We start from the raw sequence: 12710 nt of genomic DNA on the forward strand, positions 1-12710 counted from the left end.
CGCGCTTTCCGACCACCTGCGAGTTCGATAATATGGGAAAGGCCGCTTTTTGAATAAGCCTCCCGCGTAGCCACTCCCTCAATCGAACCCGGGGGTGGATGGGGGATTGGTTGGCGCACCCGAGTGACTTGGGGCACGGGAACTCCTTGGCCGCGTGGCGTAGATCGCCAGCACGGCCAAGGCGATTCCACCGCACACATCGATGAAATAGTGGCTCCCGATCATCGGTACCGTCAGGATCATCAAGCCGTTTAACAAGATGAACGGCGTCCTGATCAGTGGTATTCGCTGAAAGCTCCACGCCAGTATCACCGCCGCAGCGGAATGAAAGCTTGGAAAGGTGATCAACCCACTCATATTCGAAACGTTGAGATCCTCGATTGCTCCCGACCGAACCTGGGCAATAATCTCGGCGGGGCGCCAGCCGGCATTGACCGTCAGGGCGGGAAAATCGGATAGTGCGAAGCCGTAATGGACATAAGCGGTTACCGCAGGTGCGACAGCGAAGATCGTGACGCACACACTCAACGCCAGGATCCAGATGTGGAGGAAGCGCCAGATGGCATCCGCTTGGCCGACAAGGGCGAGTAGTCCGATCAGGGCGAAGGGTTGCCACAATAACGAGCTGTAGATCTGGCACATGATCGACGTCAGTGCCGGCTGACCGCGCAACGCGATCGCCAGATCGGGCCAAGACAGGAAGGGGAAGAGGTGCGCATCGGCTGCAGCGAGCCAATGATCGACATAGGGAGGTGCTAGAGTCGCCAGCAATATGCTGAGGCAGGCCACGGTCATGCTTGATGCCAACACCAGGGTCATCCCTTCGATGGCGATGGCGATGGCGATGGCGATGCGCGTAGTGCCCCGCCAGCGCATCACGGCGGCAAGTGCGATGCCGCCAGCAAGACACGTCGCGACGATGGAAATGTCGCGGCCCTCGAACTCGAAACTTGCCGCTGTCATCATCGCGAATATTATCGCAACCTGAATAGCGAGCAGCCGATAGACTGGTAATGAATCGGGAGCGAAAGGGCGCGCGCGATTGAAGATTCGCTTGCGCCATGTCGGGAATGGCCTGGAATGGAAGGCTGCTGGTAGCATGTGGGTTGCGTAACCTCATAATCCTTAAGCAATAATGTCGTGGTTGCCATGAGATGCGATCCGAAGAAAAGTCGTCTGGCTGCACCTGCAGGCGAGGCAGCGTAACGCTACGGCCGATACAGAAAAGAGTAATAGGTCGAGTGCTGGGCGGACATAAAAATGGAATAGGCGTTGGGCTACGGATGAAAGCGAAGCGGTGATGCGGGTGTCCGGGTTGTGTGCTGATGAAGCATTTTCCAAAATCTCTGGAAAGTTTCTGACGATTATTGAAGTATGAAGCTTATGTCTGACCTCATGACTGGAGCATACGGTCGTGTGGAGGTCATCACCTTGGTGCAGCGCCGACGACGTTGGACGGTAGAGAAGGTCTGGATCGTCGAGAAAACCTATCTTCCGGAGAGCCCGGTTTCGCTGGCGGTATGCTGCGTCGCGCAACTGGCCCGTTTCTCTGATAGGACAATAGACGTAGGCGGGAAGATGGCGATCTCTGTAGCCGTACTCATGTACAAATTTCGTATTTTCTGAGCCCTATGGGGCTAGGTAGGAGGGAGGAGGCCGACGAAACTCGTCCCGTTGATCCTCGGTTCATCCCATCATGTCCTTCGCAAAATAAGAGAATCTTATTGGCGTAGGACTGGCGGATCTTCATTTTGATCGAGCAAAATCAAGATGAAAAGTCACTTGACTGATGCCCCTTACAGAATTGAAATTCTTGGTCTTGTCATCAGAGCTTTCATGGCAATTGCTGCTAAACTGCGGCTGACAACGAATGCCGCGTTCGGCCAATGCGGGTCCCCGCAACCAATCAGGTTTGCAAGCTTACGGACGGCCAAGCTTGGCGCCAGCGATCAGCGATGGGGCGGGCCTCGTCGCACCGAAATGAACCATATGCGTCCCGAAAGCACGAATCGCCGTGCCACTCTGGAGTTCAGAAAACCCCCGGAAAAACCCCAGCTTTCAAAATTCGGCGCTAGAGCGCCTTGATTGGTGCGCTAAAAAAGACTATAGAATAATGCGTTAGGTGGTGCCGGTTACAGGAATCGAACCCGTGACCTTCGGTTTACAAAACCGCTGCTCTACCAGCTGAGCTAAACCGGCACGTGGCTGCCCAATGCGTCAGACGACGCCGAAGGTCCAGCCCTCTCGTTCCACAATGTTCGCGGTCAGGCCGCGCGGATGCCAGAGATCGGTCCGGCCGGCATTGGCGCGGAGCCATGCGGCGGTCAGGATCGCGTCGGTCGCGTGGTCGGTATAGCGTGCGAGCGGGGCGTGCGGCTTCGATCCGATGACGGCCAGCGCCGCGTCCAGCGCCTCGGCGTCGCGGAACTTGCTCAGGCCCTTGCGCTTGCCCGCGGCACGCGCGGCGATCGCGGTATAGATCTCCACGACCAGCGCGCCCGTCGATGGGACCGGGTCGAACGGCCAGACGGGGATTGCCGTGCCGAGATGATGCAGCAATCGCATGCCGGCAAAACTTGCCTTGGCCACCTGAGCGGCACCGATCGCGTCATAGGTGCTGGCGGGCTTGTGCCCGCCACTGTCCCTGTAGCGCGCCTCGCATCGGCGAAAGTGCATGAAGTGCGCCTTGGGGCCGTCCGCGGCGCCCAGATAGAAATGCTTGCCCCGCCGCTTTTCGAGAAAGGAGGCGGCGCCGAGATCCTCGTCGTCGCTCGCCGCGTTGACATAGGCCCAGAAGGCGCGCGGCGTCGTCGGCGTGTCCTCGCCGGGCAAATAGGCGCCACGCTCGATGAACGGGGGCGCGAAGCTGCAATCGAAGCCGACCAGCAACGGCTCGTCCGCGCGGTCGAGGAGCCATTGGAGGATCTGCGTGCGCGACCAGGCCTTGCCCGGCGGATCGACCAGCACCGGCGCCGTATCGCCTGCCTCGCACACAGCCAGCGCGATGCCGGGATGGCTGTGCCCTTTGGCGCCGGACCAGTCGATTGCGGCAAAGCGGGTGAACCGGTCAGGAATGATCGGCGCTCATGCCTTGGCCTTGCGCGGTTTCGGTCGCGGACGCGCGGCGGTCCAGTCGCGTGAACGCTCGATCATCGCATGGACCCGCTCCGGATCGGGGCTGTCGTACCGCACCAGCAACCCCGGCCAGCCCTGATAATGCGGTGTCTGCCAGAAGGTATCCGGATCGGTCTCGATCAGCATCTCCTTGGTATCCTGGTCGATGGCGAGCACGAAGGAATCGGCTTCCCGGCTGGGGTGGAGGAACGCCCGCCCGTTCGACACGATCTTGACCGCCGGCTTGCCATAGCTGGTCGACAGTTCGGTGTCGGGAAGCGCCAGGGCGAAACGGGTGATGCTGTTCCAGTCGAGACTCATTCGCCGCGCTCCTTCAACTCCTGCCAATGGGCCATGCGTTCGGCGATTCGCTTCTCCAGGCCCCGGTCGGTCGGGGTGTAGAAGGTCTGCGGGTCCATCTCCGCCGGCCAGTAGTCGGACCCGGAGAAACCCTCCGCCGTGTCGTGATCATAGGCATAGCCTTTGCCGTAGCCGATATCCTTCATCAGCCTGGTCGGTGCGTTGAGGATATTCTGTGGCGGCATCAGCGAGCCGGTTTCCTTCGCGCTGCGCCAGGCTGATTTCTGGGCGACGTACGCCGCGTTCGATTTGGGGGCGACCGCGCAATAGAGACAGGCCTGGGCGATCGCGAGTTCACCCTCGGGCGAGCCGAGGAAATCGTACGCATCCTTGGCGGCGAGGCACTGTACCAGCGCATTGGGGTCGGCCAGCCCGATATCCTCGCTGGCGAAGCGGGTGATGCGGCGGAGCACGTATAGCGGCTCCTCGCCAGCGGTCAGCATCCGCGCGAGATAATAGAGTGAAGCCTGGGGATCGGACCCGCGCATCGATTTGTGCAATGCGGAGATGAGGTTGTGGTGCCCCTCGCGATCCTTGTCATAGACGGCGACGCGGCGTTGCAGGAATGCCGACAGTCCCGCCGGATCGAGCGGTTCTGGCAGGTCGACGGAGAAAAGTGTCTCAGCCTGGTTGAGCAGGAAACGACCGTCGCCATCGGCGCTCGCGATCATCGCGTCGCGGGCGTCGGTGGTGAGGGGCAGGGGGCGTTCCTCGATCTCCTCGGCGCGGTCGAGCAGCTTTTCCAGCGCGGCGCGATCGAGCCGCTGGAGGATCAGCACCTGCGCGCGGCTGAGCAATGCCGCATTGAGCTCGAAACTCGGATTTTCGGTGGTCGCGCCGACCAGGGTGACGGTACCATTCTCGACATAGGGCAGGAAACCGTCCTGCTGGGCACGGTTGAAGCGGTGAATCTCGTCAACGAACAACAGGGTGCGCTTGCCGATCTTCGCGTGGTCGCGCGCTTCGGCAAAGGCCTTTTTCAGGTCGGCCACACCCGAGAACACCGCAGAGATCGCAACGAAACGCAGGCCGACCGCATCGGCGAGCAGCCGCGCGATGGTGGTCTTGCCGGTACCGGGCGGCCCCCACAGGATCATCGAGGAGAGGCGTCCCGCCGCCACCATTCGCCCGATCGCGCCCTCCGCGCCGGTCAGGTGCTCCTGGCCGACGACATCCTCCAGTCGCTGCGGACGCAGCCGATCCGCGAGCGGTGCGTTTTCGACAAGCGCTTCATGGGCGGGCGGGTCGAACGTGGCGAAAAGGTCGGCCATCGCTGGAACATAGGGTGGCCGGCTGGAACTGGCCACCCCGCCCGCCAGAGCGATGCCACGCAAAATTTCCTCTTGTAAAAACCGATCTAAGATATATCTTGTAGCCATCGTGATACAAAAAGGACTAACGATAATGTTTCATCATCATATGCGTAGCCGCCAGTGCGGCCCCCGGGGCGGGCGTTTCTCGCGCGGCCCCTTCTCCTTCCAGTGGGAAGTGCACGGTCATGGCGAGCGTGGCGGCCGCAGCCGTCGGATGTTCGACGGCAGCGAGCTTCGCCTCGTCCTGCTCAAGCTGATCGAGGAGCAGCCGCGCCACGGCTACGACCTGATCCGCGACATCGAGGAGCGCACCGGCGGCGCCTATGCGCCGAGCCCGGGCGTGATCTATCCGACGCTGACCATGCTCGATGACATGGGCCTGATCGAGGAGCAGAAGTCGGAAGGCGCCAAGAAGCTCTACGCCATCACCGTCGCTGGCAAGGCGCTGCTGACCGAGCGCGAGGAAGAGGTCGAGGCGCTGTTCGCCCGGCTCGAGGACCTTGGCTCGATGCGGGAGCGGACCAGCGGCGGGCCGATCCGGCGCGCGATGGGCAATCTCAAGGCTGTACTCCAGCAGAAGCTCGGCGAGGGCGACGTCGACGGCGATACGCTTCACCAGGTCGCCGCGTTGATCGACGAGGCGGCGCAGAAGATCGAGCGGCTGAAATAAGGGCGTGACGCGCCTGCAACTACTGCGCCGGCGGTTGGGTATCGACCCCGTCGCCGGCGCTCCCTGTCTGATCGAGAAAAGGAACGAGCGCATGGATAGTGCAACCGCCAGCGTGCCGACGGCAAGCGGCAGCAAATATCTCCAGCAACTCTGCAAGCACTGGCAGCATAATCTGGCGGTGGAATTCACCCCGGAGCATGGCACCGTCGTCTTTCCGAAGGACGCGCGCGGCGCCGATTATCCCGGCGACGGATTGGTGACCTTCGACGCGCGTGCCGAGGCACTGGAGGTCAGGATCGATGCGACTTCGCCTGAACAACTCGATGGATTGAAGGGGGCCGTGGCGCGCCACCTCGACCGCTTCGCCTTTCGCGAAGCGCCGTTGACCTTCGACTGGAAATAAAAAAGCGGTCCTCCGGAAGGTGGCGCGTCAGGCTTTCCGTCGTTCCAGCACCGCGAGATAGGTATCCAGCACTGCCTGGTTGACGGTTTCCCAGCGATAGCCGGCGGCCTTGGCATGGCCGGCCTCGCCGGCCGCATGGCGGAAGGCGTCATCCTCGCAGAAGCGCTGGAGCGCGTCCGCATAGCCCTGGATGTCGGTCGGCTCGACGATCAGCCCGGTGACGCCGTCGTCGATCAGTCCGACGGCGCCCGACGCATGGGCGGCGACCACGGGCACCTTCGCCGCCATTGCCTCAAGCGTCACATTGCCGAAGGTCTCGGTCACGCTCGGGTTGAAGAAAACGTCCATCGAGGCGACCGCGCGACCCAGATCGTCGCCCGACTGGAAGCCAGCGAACACCGCGTCCGGGATTTCCTGCGCGAACCAGTCGCGCGCCGGGCCCTCGCCGACCACCAGCGTCCTGCGGCGCACGCCGCGCGCGGCTAGGGCGTGCATTGCCTCGGCGAACACGTCGAGGCCCTTTTCCTTCACCAGCCGGCCGAGGAAGCCGATCGCGATCTCGTCATCGGCGATGCCGAGGGAACGGCGCCATTCCATGCTGCGCCGGCCGGGATTGAAGCGGTCATGATTGACCCCGCGCGACCAGCGCGAGATGTGCGCGGTCACGCCCCATTCGTGCAGGATCTCCCCCATCATCTGGCTGGGTGCCAGCACCTCGTCGACGCGCGAATAGAATTTGCGCTGGGCGTTGATGATGATCGGTTCGAGGAAGCCGATGCCATAATAGCGGACATAGGTCTCGAACCGCGTGTGATAAGACGCGACGGAGGCAATATGGTGCTTCTCCGCATAGCGTACCGCTGCATGCCCCAGCCAGTCCGGCGCCGAGACATGGATCAGATTCGGCGCGAAGGCGTCGACGTCCCGCCGGGTCTTCGCCGGCATGCCGCGGGCGAGCTTGTATTCGTCGCGCCCGCCGGGAAGCTTGATCGAGGGCACGCTGACCAGGTCGCCGGTCGGTGCGAAGGCCGGGCGGCGGCTGGTGGGGGAATAGACGCGCACCGTCGCGCCCTGCTTCAGAAGGTGGCCGACAAGAAGGTTTAGCGCCTGATTCGCGCCGTCGCGCGTATAATTATAGTTGCCGCTGAACAGCGCGACGCGGAGGTCTTTCGCTTGCATTGCGGGCGCATAGACCTGCCGGAGCGAAACGCCAATCTCCGTAGACGCATCGGATGACTTTATTTCTCAATTGTTTCGCAAATGCGGCAGTGCGGCCGTAAGGCGGCAGGGAAGGGGTGCAAGACGATCCCGGCGCTCCTACCTTGCGCGTGAAGGAGTCCCCAATGACCGATCTCTCCGATTTTCCGATCACGCAACGCTGGCCGGCGCAATATCCCGACCGCATCCAGCTTTATTCGTTGCCGACGCCCAACGGTGTGAAGGCGTCGATCATGCTCGAGGAAACCGGGCTGGCCTATGAAGCGCATCTCATCGATTTCGGCAGCAACGATCAGAAATCGCCCGAATTCGTCTCGCTCAACCCCAATGGCAAGATCCCGGCGATGATCGATCCCGACGGGCCGGGTGGCAAGCCGCTGGGCCTGTTCGAAAGCGGCGCGATCCTCCTCTATCTGGCCGACAAGACCGGCCGGTTCATTCCGCCCGATCCGGCAGGTCGCTGGGAGGCGATCCAGTGGGTCATGTTCCAGATGGGTGGCATCGGTCCAATGTTCGGCCAGCTCGGCTTCTTCAACAAATTCGCCGGCAAGGCATGGGAGGACAAGCGTCCGCTCGGCCGGTATGTCGACGAATCGAAACGCCTGCTCGGCGTGATGGACGGCGTGCTGGCCGGGCGGGACTGGTTCCTGGGGAACGACTATACCATCGCCGACATCTCGATGCTCGGCTGGGTGCGCAACCTGATCGGCTTCTACGAAGCGCGCGACCTGGTCGGGTTCGACGATTTCAGGAATGTCGGCGCCTGGCTCGAGCGCGGCCTTGCGCGGCCTGCGGTGCAGCGCGGCCTTACCATCCCTGCAAGGCCGGCCTGATTGACGCTGGATCATCCACCACGTCACCCCGGACTTGTTCCGGGGGCCACTGTGCCGCACGTTCATCGGCCTGGAGACATGGAACGGTGGACGCCGGAACAAGTCCGGCATGACGTAGTGGAGGGGATGTCGGTTGCGTTCCCGGGAGCGGAAAAGTTTGTTCCCCTCTCGTTCCTTTTTCGCTAAGGCGCGGGTATGGCGAAACCTCAGAAACGCTATGTCTGTCAGGCCTGCGGATCGGTCGCGAACCGCTGGGCGGGGCAGTGCGCCGATTGCGCTGAATGGAACACCCTGGTCGAGGAGGTGGGCGGGACCGTCACGCCTTTCCAGGCCAAGCATAACCTCCAGTCGGGCGGTCGTGCCGTGACGATGGTCGGCCTCGATGCCGAGGTCGCGTTGCCCGAACGCATGCCGAGCGGCATCGCCGAGCTTGATCGTGCGCTGGGTGGCGGTTTCGTGGAAGGGTCGGCGACCCTGATCGGCGGCGATCCCGGCATCGGCAAGTCGACCTTGCTTCTCCAGGCGGCGGCGAAGATGGCGCTCTCGGGGCTGCCGGTGGCCTATGTGTCGGGCGAGGAGGCGGCCGATCAGGTCCGTCTCCGCGCGCGCCGGCTGGGGCTGGGCAGCGCGCCGGTGCAACTCGCCGCGGCGACCTCGACCCGCGATATCCTGACGACCCTGGGGCAGGGGCGCCCGCCCGCGCTGCTGGTGATCGATTCGATCCAGACGATGCATTCGGACCTGATCGAGGGGGCGCCCGGCACCGTCAGCCAGGTGCGCGCCTCCGCTCAGGAACTGATCCGCTTCGCCAAGGAACGTGGCACCGCCGTCGTGCTGGTCGGCCATGTCACCAAGGACGGCAGCATCGCCGGCCCGCGCGTCCTAGAACATATGGTCGATACGGTGTTGAGCTTCGAGGGCGAGCGCAGCCATCAATATCGCATCCTCCGCGCGATCAAGAACCGCTTCGGCGGTACCGATGAAATCGGCGTGTTCGCGATGGTGGCGGAGGGGCTGGCTGAAATCTCCAATCCCAGCGCCTTGTTCCTTACCCAGCGCGACGAAGGCGTGACGGGCACGACCGTGTTCCCGGCGCTCGAGGGGACGCGTCCGGTACTGGTCGAGATCCAGGCGCTCGTCGTCCGCCTCGCCAGCGGCGCGACGCCGAGGCGGGCAGTGGTCGGCTGGGATTCCGGCCGGCTTGCCATGGTGCTCGCCGTGCTTGAGGCGCGGTGCGGTCTCAGCTTCTCGGCGTGCGAAGTCTATCTCAACATCGCGGGCGGCTACCGGGTGCAGGATCCGGCGGCTGACCTGGCGGTGGCGGCGGCGCTCGTCTCGGCGCTGTCCGAGCGGCCGGTACCGGCGGACGCGGTCGCATTCGGCGAGATCGCCTTGTCCGGGGAGATCAGGCCGGTCGCGCATGGCACCCTGCGATTGAAGGAATCGGGCAAGCTCGGCTTCGAACGCGCGCTGGTGCCGGCCGCCGTCACCAGTGAGAAGACCCCGTTGAAGCTCTCGGGATTCCGCACGCTCGGTCAGTTCGTTGACCATATGCTGGGGCGCGGCTAGCGCTGGACGCCGAAGACACCTACCTGCCATTCGTATCGAGCAGAAGCCGGGCTTGTCGGGAGCCCGCTGCCGGAAGCGAGCGGGGGAAAGCAAGGCGTAGCATGGGACTTACTGCACTCGACATCCTCGTCCTGATCGCGGTCGGCGGGGCCGCGATCCTTGGGTTGATGCGCGGTTTCGTGACTGAGATCCTGTCGCTGTTCGCCTGGGTTGCGATCGTGTTCGCGCTGAAGCTGTTTCACTCGCCGCTCGCCCAGTTGCTGTCGGGGTCGGTCGGGACGGTCACGGGGGCCGCGGTCCTGTCGTTCGCGATCATCGCCGGGATCACCTATTTCGCCGGGCGCGCGGTCGCCAACGCGCTTGGCTCGCGTACCCGCGATTCGGTCATGGGCCCGGTCGACCGTGCGCTGGGGTTCGGCTTCGGCGCGCTGAAGGGTCTGATCCTGGCTAGCCTTGGTTTCCTTCTCGTCGCGCTCATGACGGACACGGTGAGCGGCGGCCCCACCCACCGGCCCGAATGGCTTACCTCGGCGCGGACCTATCCTTTGCTCAATACGACCAGCGCGAGCATCGCGGATTTCGTCGATCGCCGCCGCAAGGGAAAACCGGTGTTCGGCACCTCCGACAACGCGACCGCTGCCGTCAATCTGAGCGAGGCGCGGCGATGAGTGGGCCGCTCTACAATGCGGAGATATTGCGGCTCGCCGCGACCATTCCGCATCATGATCGCCTGTCCGATCCGATGGGCAGCGCCGAGAAGCGCTCGCCCATCTGCGGCAGCCGTGTGACCGTGGATGTGAATCTCGATTCCCAGGGACGCGTGAGCGAGATCGGTCTGCTGGTGCGCGCCTGCGCGCTTGGGCAGGCATCGTCGTCGCTGATGGGGGCGAGCGCAATCGGCAGGTCGCCCGAAGAACTCGTCGTTGCCCGTGACGCTCTGACGGCCTGGCTGGCGGGGAGCGGGCCTTTGCCCGATTGGCCGGGCTTCGACCTGTTCACCCCTGCGCTGCCGCACAGCGCGCGTCATGCCTCGATCAGGCTGGCGTTCGAGGCTGCCGCCGAGGCCGCCGAAAGCGCGCGCGCCGGGCTTCACGCATGAGCGAATCGCTGCTCTTCGATGCGGTGATGCTGCTCGGCTTCGGCCTTGTCTTCGTGCTGATCTTCCGCCGGCTCGGGCTTGGCGCCACGCTGGGTTATCTCGTCGCCGGCGCGCTGGTCGGGCCGCAGGCGCTCGGCCTGGTCGGTGGCGCCGAGGACAAGATCAGCGTGGCCGAGCTCGGCATCACGTTGCTGCTGTTCATCGTCGGGCTTGAGCTCAATCCGGCGAGGCTGTGGCGGCTGAAGAAGGAGATTTTCGGACTGGGTCTGATGCAGGTCGTATTCTGCGGTATCGCGGTCTCGGCGGTGGTGTGGCTCATCACCCAGTTCTCGCCCGCCGCTGCGCTCGCGCTTGGCCTGCCGCTCGCCCTGTCCTCGACCGCGCAGGTCTTGCCGATGCTCCAATCGGCCGGCCGCCTGCGCACGCCGTTCGGCGAACGGGCCTTTTCGATCCTGCTGTTCCAGGATCTGTCGATCGTTCCGCTCATCACCATCGTCGCGGTGATGTCGCGCAATCCCGCCGACGCCGCCGGGCCGCCAGGATGGCTGCTGTTCATCTATACCGTGCTGGCGGTCGCCGGCCTGATCCTGATCGGGCGCTACGGCCTTCGTCCGCTGTTCCGCATCATCGGCAATATGGGCGAGCGCGAGATGTTCGTGTTCGCCGGCCTGTTCACCGTTATCGCGGCCGCCGCCCTGATGGAGGCGCTTCATCTCTCGACCGCGCTCGGCGCGTTCGTGGCGGGCGTGATGCTGGCGGACAGCCCGTACCGCCATGAGCTTGAGGCCGATGTCGAGCCGTTCCGCTCGATCCTGCTCGGCCTGTTCTTCCTCGCGGTCGGAATGATGCTCGATCTCCATGCCATTGCTGAGCGGCCCTTTTTCGTGGTGGGCATGGCGCTGGCGCTGATCGCCACCAAGCTGGCGATCATCATGGGGCTCGGGCTGCTCTTCAAGATGACCTGGCGCGGCGCGCTCGCGCTCGGCCTGCTGCTGAGCCAGGGCGGGGAATTCGGCTTTGTGCTGTTCGCCCAGGCGCAGAATGCGATGCTGATCGCGCCCGAGGCGGCGAGCCTGTTCGGTGCGATCGTCACGCTCTCCATGGCGACAACGCCGTTCCTGATGAAGATCACCCAGCGCGTCCGCACCGAGCCCGAAACCGATGGCGGCACCCGTGAAGGGCCTATGTCGGACGGGGCGAACGCGCTGATCGTCGGCTATGGGCGCTTCGGTCAGACGGTCGGGCAGATGCTGATCGCCCAGGGCGTACCCGTGACCTTGATCGACACCGATATCGAGATGATCGACGTCGCCGCCAATTTCGGCGCCAAGGTCTATTATGGCGACGGCACGCGGCTTGAGCTGCTGCGCCAGGCAGGCGCGGCTGAGGCGGAGCTGATCCTGTTCTGCACCGATGGCGACCAGGTCACCCCTGAACTGGTCGAGGCGGTGCATGATTCATTCCCGAAGGCGGCGATCTTCGTGCGTGCCTATGACCGGCGCTCGCTGATCAAGCTGAAGGGCGCGCCGGTGCGCGGCGTGGTTCGCGAAGTGCTCGAATCCGCGATCAAGATGGCGCGGATGGCAATGTCGAGCCTCGGCATCGAGGACGAGGAGATCGCCCGAACCGAGGACATGTACCGCGCGCGGGACAAGGAACGGCTCAAGGCGCAGGTCGAGGCGGGCGATCTTCGCGCCGCGGTCGACCGGATCATCACCCAGCCGCTGCGGGGCGGGGAAGAAGTCTGATGAAGAACCGCTCGCTCGCTACCCGTATCGGCTTCGCCGCGTCGGGCTGGAAAGCCGCATGGCAGCGGGAGCGCAGTTTCCGGACTCAGGCATGGTGCGCGCTGCTCGCTTTGGGGGGCTTGTTCCTGCTTCAGCCGCCGATGCTCTGGTGGGTGGTCGTCGCGGTGGTCTGCGCGCTGGTGCTGGCGCTCGAACTGATCAATTCAGCGCTGGAGGCGCTGATCGACCTGCTCCATCCGGAGGTCCACCCGGAGATCAAGGTCATCAAGGACATGCTGGCGGGGGCGGTCCTCGCGATCAGCTGCGCAGCAGTCTTCGCTGCCATCGCCATGGCGGCAAACTATGTCTGGGCTCAACTGCTCTCGCTGGAAAGCTGAAGGAAC

At 63.9% G+C, this 12710-nt stretch carries 13 protein-coding genes and 1 tRNA gene; 8 read left to right on the forward strand and 6 right to left on the reverse strand.

The features are described 5' to 3' along the window. Positions 1–78 precede the first annotated feature (78 nt). The 5 genes from P0Y59_04660 to P0Y59_04680 form a co-directional block, all read right to left on the reverse strand. Positions 79–1101 carry a phosphatase PAP2 family protein gene (locus P0Y59_04660; protein WEK00993.1) on the reverse strand — a complete coding sequence of 341 codons (1023 nt, stop codon included), beginning with the start codon at positions 1099–1101 and terminating at the stop codon, positions 79–81. 1022 nt (positions 1102–2123) lie between these two features. Next, a tRNA-Thr gene (locus tag P0Y59_04665) sits at positions 2124–2199 on the reverse strand. A gap of 18 nt (positions 2200–2217) precedes the next feature. Beyond that, positions 2218–3078, reverse strand: coding sequence for a hypothetical protein (locus tag P0Y59_04670; protein ID WEK02492.1), 861 nt, complete (start codon positions 3076–3078; stop codon positions 2218–2220). 6 nt (positions 3079–3084) lie between these two features. Beyond that, positions 3085–3435, reverse strand: a complete 351-nt coding sequence (locus P0Y59_04675; protein WEK00994.1) for an MmcQ/YjbR family DNA-binding protein — start codon at positions 3433–3435, stop codon at positions 3085–3087. Further along, positions 3432–4745, reverse strand: coding sequence for a replication-associated recombination protein A (locus P0Y59_04680; GenBank protein ID WEK00995.1), 1314 nt, complete (start codon positions 4743–4745; stop codon positions 3432–3434). The genes P0Y59_04675 and P0Y59_04680 overlap by 4 nt, the downstream gene beginning before the upstream one ends. 148 nt (positions 4746–4893) lie before the next feature. Here P0Y59_04680 and P0Y59_04685 point away from each other — a divergent pair, with 148 nt between their 5' ends. Both P0Y59_04685 and P0Y59_04690 read left to right on the forward strand, forming a co-directional pair. After that, the gene (locus tag P0Y59_04685; protein ID WEK00996.1) at positions 4894–5457 is read left to right on the forward strand and encodes a PadR family transcriptional regulator; all 564 of its coding nucleotides are present in this window, start codon (positions 4894–4896) and stop codon (positions 5455–5457) included. 91 nt (positions 5458–5548) lie between these two features. Continuing rightward, positions 5549–5860, forward strand: coding sequence for a DUF2218 domain-containing protein (locus P0Y59_04690; protein ID WEK00997.1), 312 nt, complete (start codon positions 5549–5551; stop codon positions 5858–5860). A gap of 27 nt (positions 5861–5887) precedes the next feature. Here the strand turns inward: P0Y59_04690 and P0Y59_04695 are convergent, their stop codons facing one another. Continuing rightward, the gene (locus P0Y59_04695) at positions 5888–7039 is read right to left on the reverse strand and encodes a glycosyltransferase family 1 protein (GenBank protein ID WEK00998.1); all 1152 of its coding nucleotides are present in this window, start codon (positions 7037–7039) and stop codon (positions 5888–5890) included. A gap of 164 nt (positions 7040–7203) precedes the next feature. Here P0Y59_04695 and P0Y59_04700 point away from each other — a divergent pair, with 164 nt between their 5' ends. From P0Y59_04700 to P0Y59_04725, 6 genes are all read left to right on the forward strand, one after another. Next, the gene (locus P0Y59_04700; GenBank protein WEK00999.1) at positions 7204–7911 is read left to right on the forward strand and encodes a glutathione S-transferase N-terminal domain-containing protein; all 708 of its coding nucleotides are present in this window, start codon (positions 7204–7206) and stop codon (positions 7909–7911) included. Positions 7912–8106: 195 nt separating this feature from the next. Continuing rightward, positions 8107–9480 carry a DNA repair protein RadA gene (gene radA, locus P0Y59_04705; protein WEK01000.1) on the forward strand — a complete coding sequence of 458 codons (1374 nt, stop codon included), beginning with the start codon at positions 8107–8109 and terminating at the stop codon, positions 9478–9480. Between the two features lie 101 nt (positions 9481–9581). Next, a complete protein-coding gene (locus P0Y59_04710) occupies positions 9582–10148 on the forward strand; it encodes a CvpA family protein (protein WEK01001.1) in 567 nt (188 codons plus the stop codon). Next, positions 10145–10579 (forward strand): iron-sulfur cluster assembly scaffold protein, encoded by a 435-nt coding sequence (locus P0Y59_04715; GenBank protein WEK01002.1) that lies wholly within the window; start codon positions 10145–10147, stop codon positions 10577–10579. Before P0Y59_04710 ends, P0Y59_04715 begins: the two co-directional genes overlap by 4 nt. After that, the gene (locus P0Y59_04720) at positions 10576–12327 is read left to right on the forward strand and encodes a cation:proton antiporter (GenBank protein WEK01003.1); all 1752 of its coding nucleotides are present in this window, start codon (positions 10576–10578) and stop codon (positions 12325–12327) included. The genes P0Y59_04715 and P0Y59_04720 overlap by 4 nt, the downstream gene beginning before the upstream one ends. Continuing rightward, on the forward strand, positions 12327–12704 hold the full coding sequence (locus P0Y59_04725; protein ID WEK01004.1) for a diacylglycerol kinase: 378 nt from the start codon (positions 12327–12329) through the stop codon (positions 12702–12704). The genes P0Y59_04720 and P0Y59_04725 overlap by 1 nt, the downstream gene beginning before the upstream one ends. The last annotated feature ends 6 nt before the right edge of the window (positions 12705–12710 follow it).

Origin of the sequence: Candidatus Sphingomonas phytovorans (assembly GCA_029202385.1) — a bacterium.
GTDB classification, from domain to species: Bacteria; Pseudomonadota; Alphaproteobacteria; order Sphingomonadales; family Sphingomonadaceae; genus Sphingomonas; species Sphingomonas phytovorans.

Coding starts and splice junctions, on each gene's coding strand:
- P0Y59_04660 (WEK00993.1), bottom strand. CDS start 1,101: ATGCTACCAGCAGCCTTCCATTCCAGGCCATTCCCGACATGGCGCAAG.
- P0Y59_04675 (WEK00994.1), bottom strand. CDS start 3,435: ATGAGTCTCGACTGGAACAGCATCACCCGTTTCGCCCTGGCGCTTCCC.
- P0Y59_04680 (WEK00995.1), bottom strand. CDS start 4,745: ATGGCCGACCTTTTCGCCACGTTCGACCCGCCCGCCCATGAAGCGCTT.
- P0Y59_04685 (WEK00996.1), top strand. CDS start 4,894: ATGCGTAGCCGCCAGTGCGGCCCCCGGGGCGGGCGTTTCTCGCGCGGC.
- P0Y59_04690 (WEK00997.1), top strand. CDS start 5,549: ATGGATAGTGCAACCGCCAGCGTGCCGACGGCAAGCGGCAGCAAATAT.
- P0Y59_04695 (WEK00998.1), bottom strand. CDS start 7,039: ATGCAAGCGAAAGACCTCCGCGTCGCGCTGTTCAGCGGCAACTATAAT.
- P0Y59_04700 (WEK00999.1), top strand. CDS start 7,204: ATGACCGATCTCTCCGATTTTCCGATCACGCAACGCTGGCCGGCGCAA.
- radA (WEK01000.1), top strand. CDS start 8,107: ATGGCGAAACCTCAGAAACGCTATGTCTGTCAGGCCTGCGGATCGGTC.
- P0Y59_04710 (WEK01001.1), top strand. CDS start 9,582: ATGGGACTTACTGCACTCGACATCCTCGTCCTGATCGCGGTCGGCGGG.
- P0Y59_04715 (WEK01002.1), top strand. CDS start 10,145: ATGAGTGGGCCGCTCTACAATGCGGAGATATTGCGGCTCGCCGCGACC.
- P0Y59_04720 (WEK01003.1), top strand. CDS start 10,576: ATGAGCGAATCGCTGCTCTTCGATGCGGTGATGCTGCTCGGCTTCGGC.
- P0Y59_04725 (WEK01004.1), top strand. CDS start 12,327: ATGAAGAACCGCTCGCTCGCTACCCGTATCGGCTTCGCCGCGTCGGGC.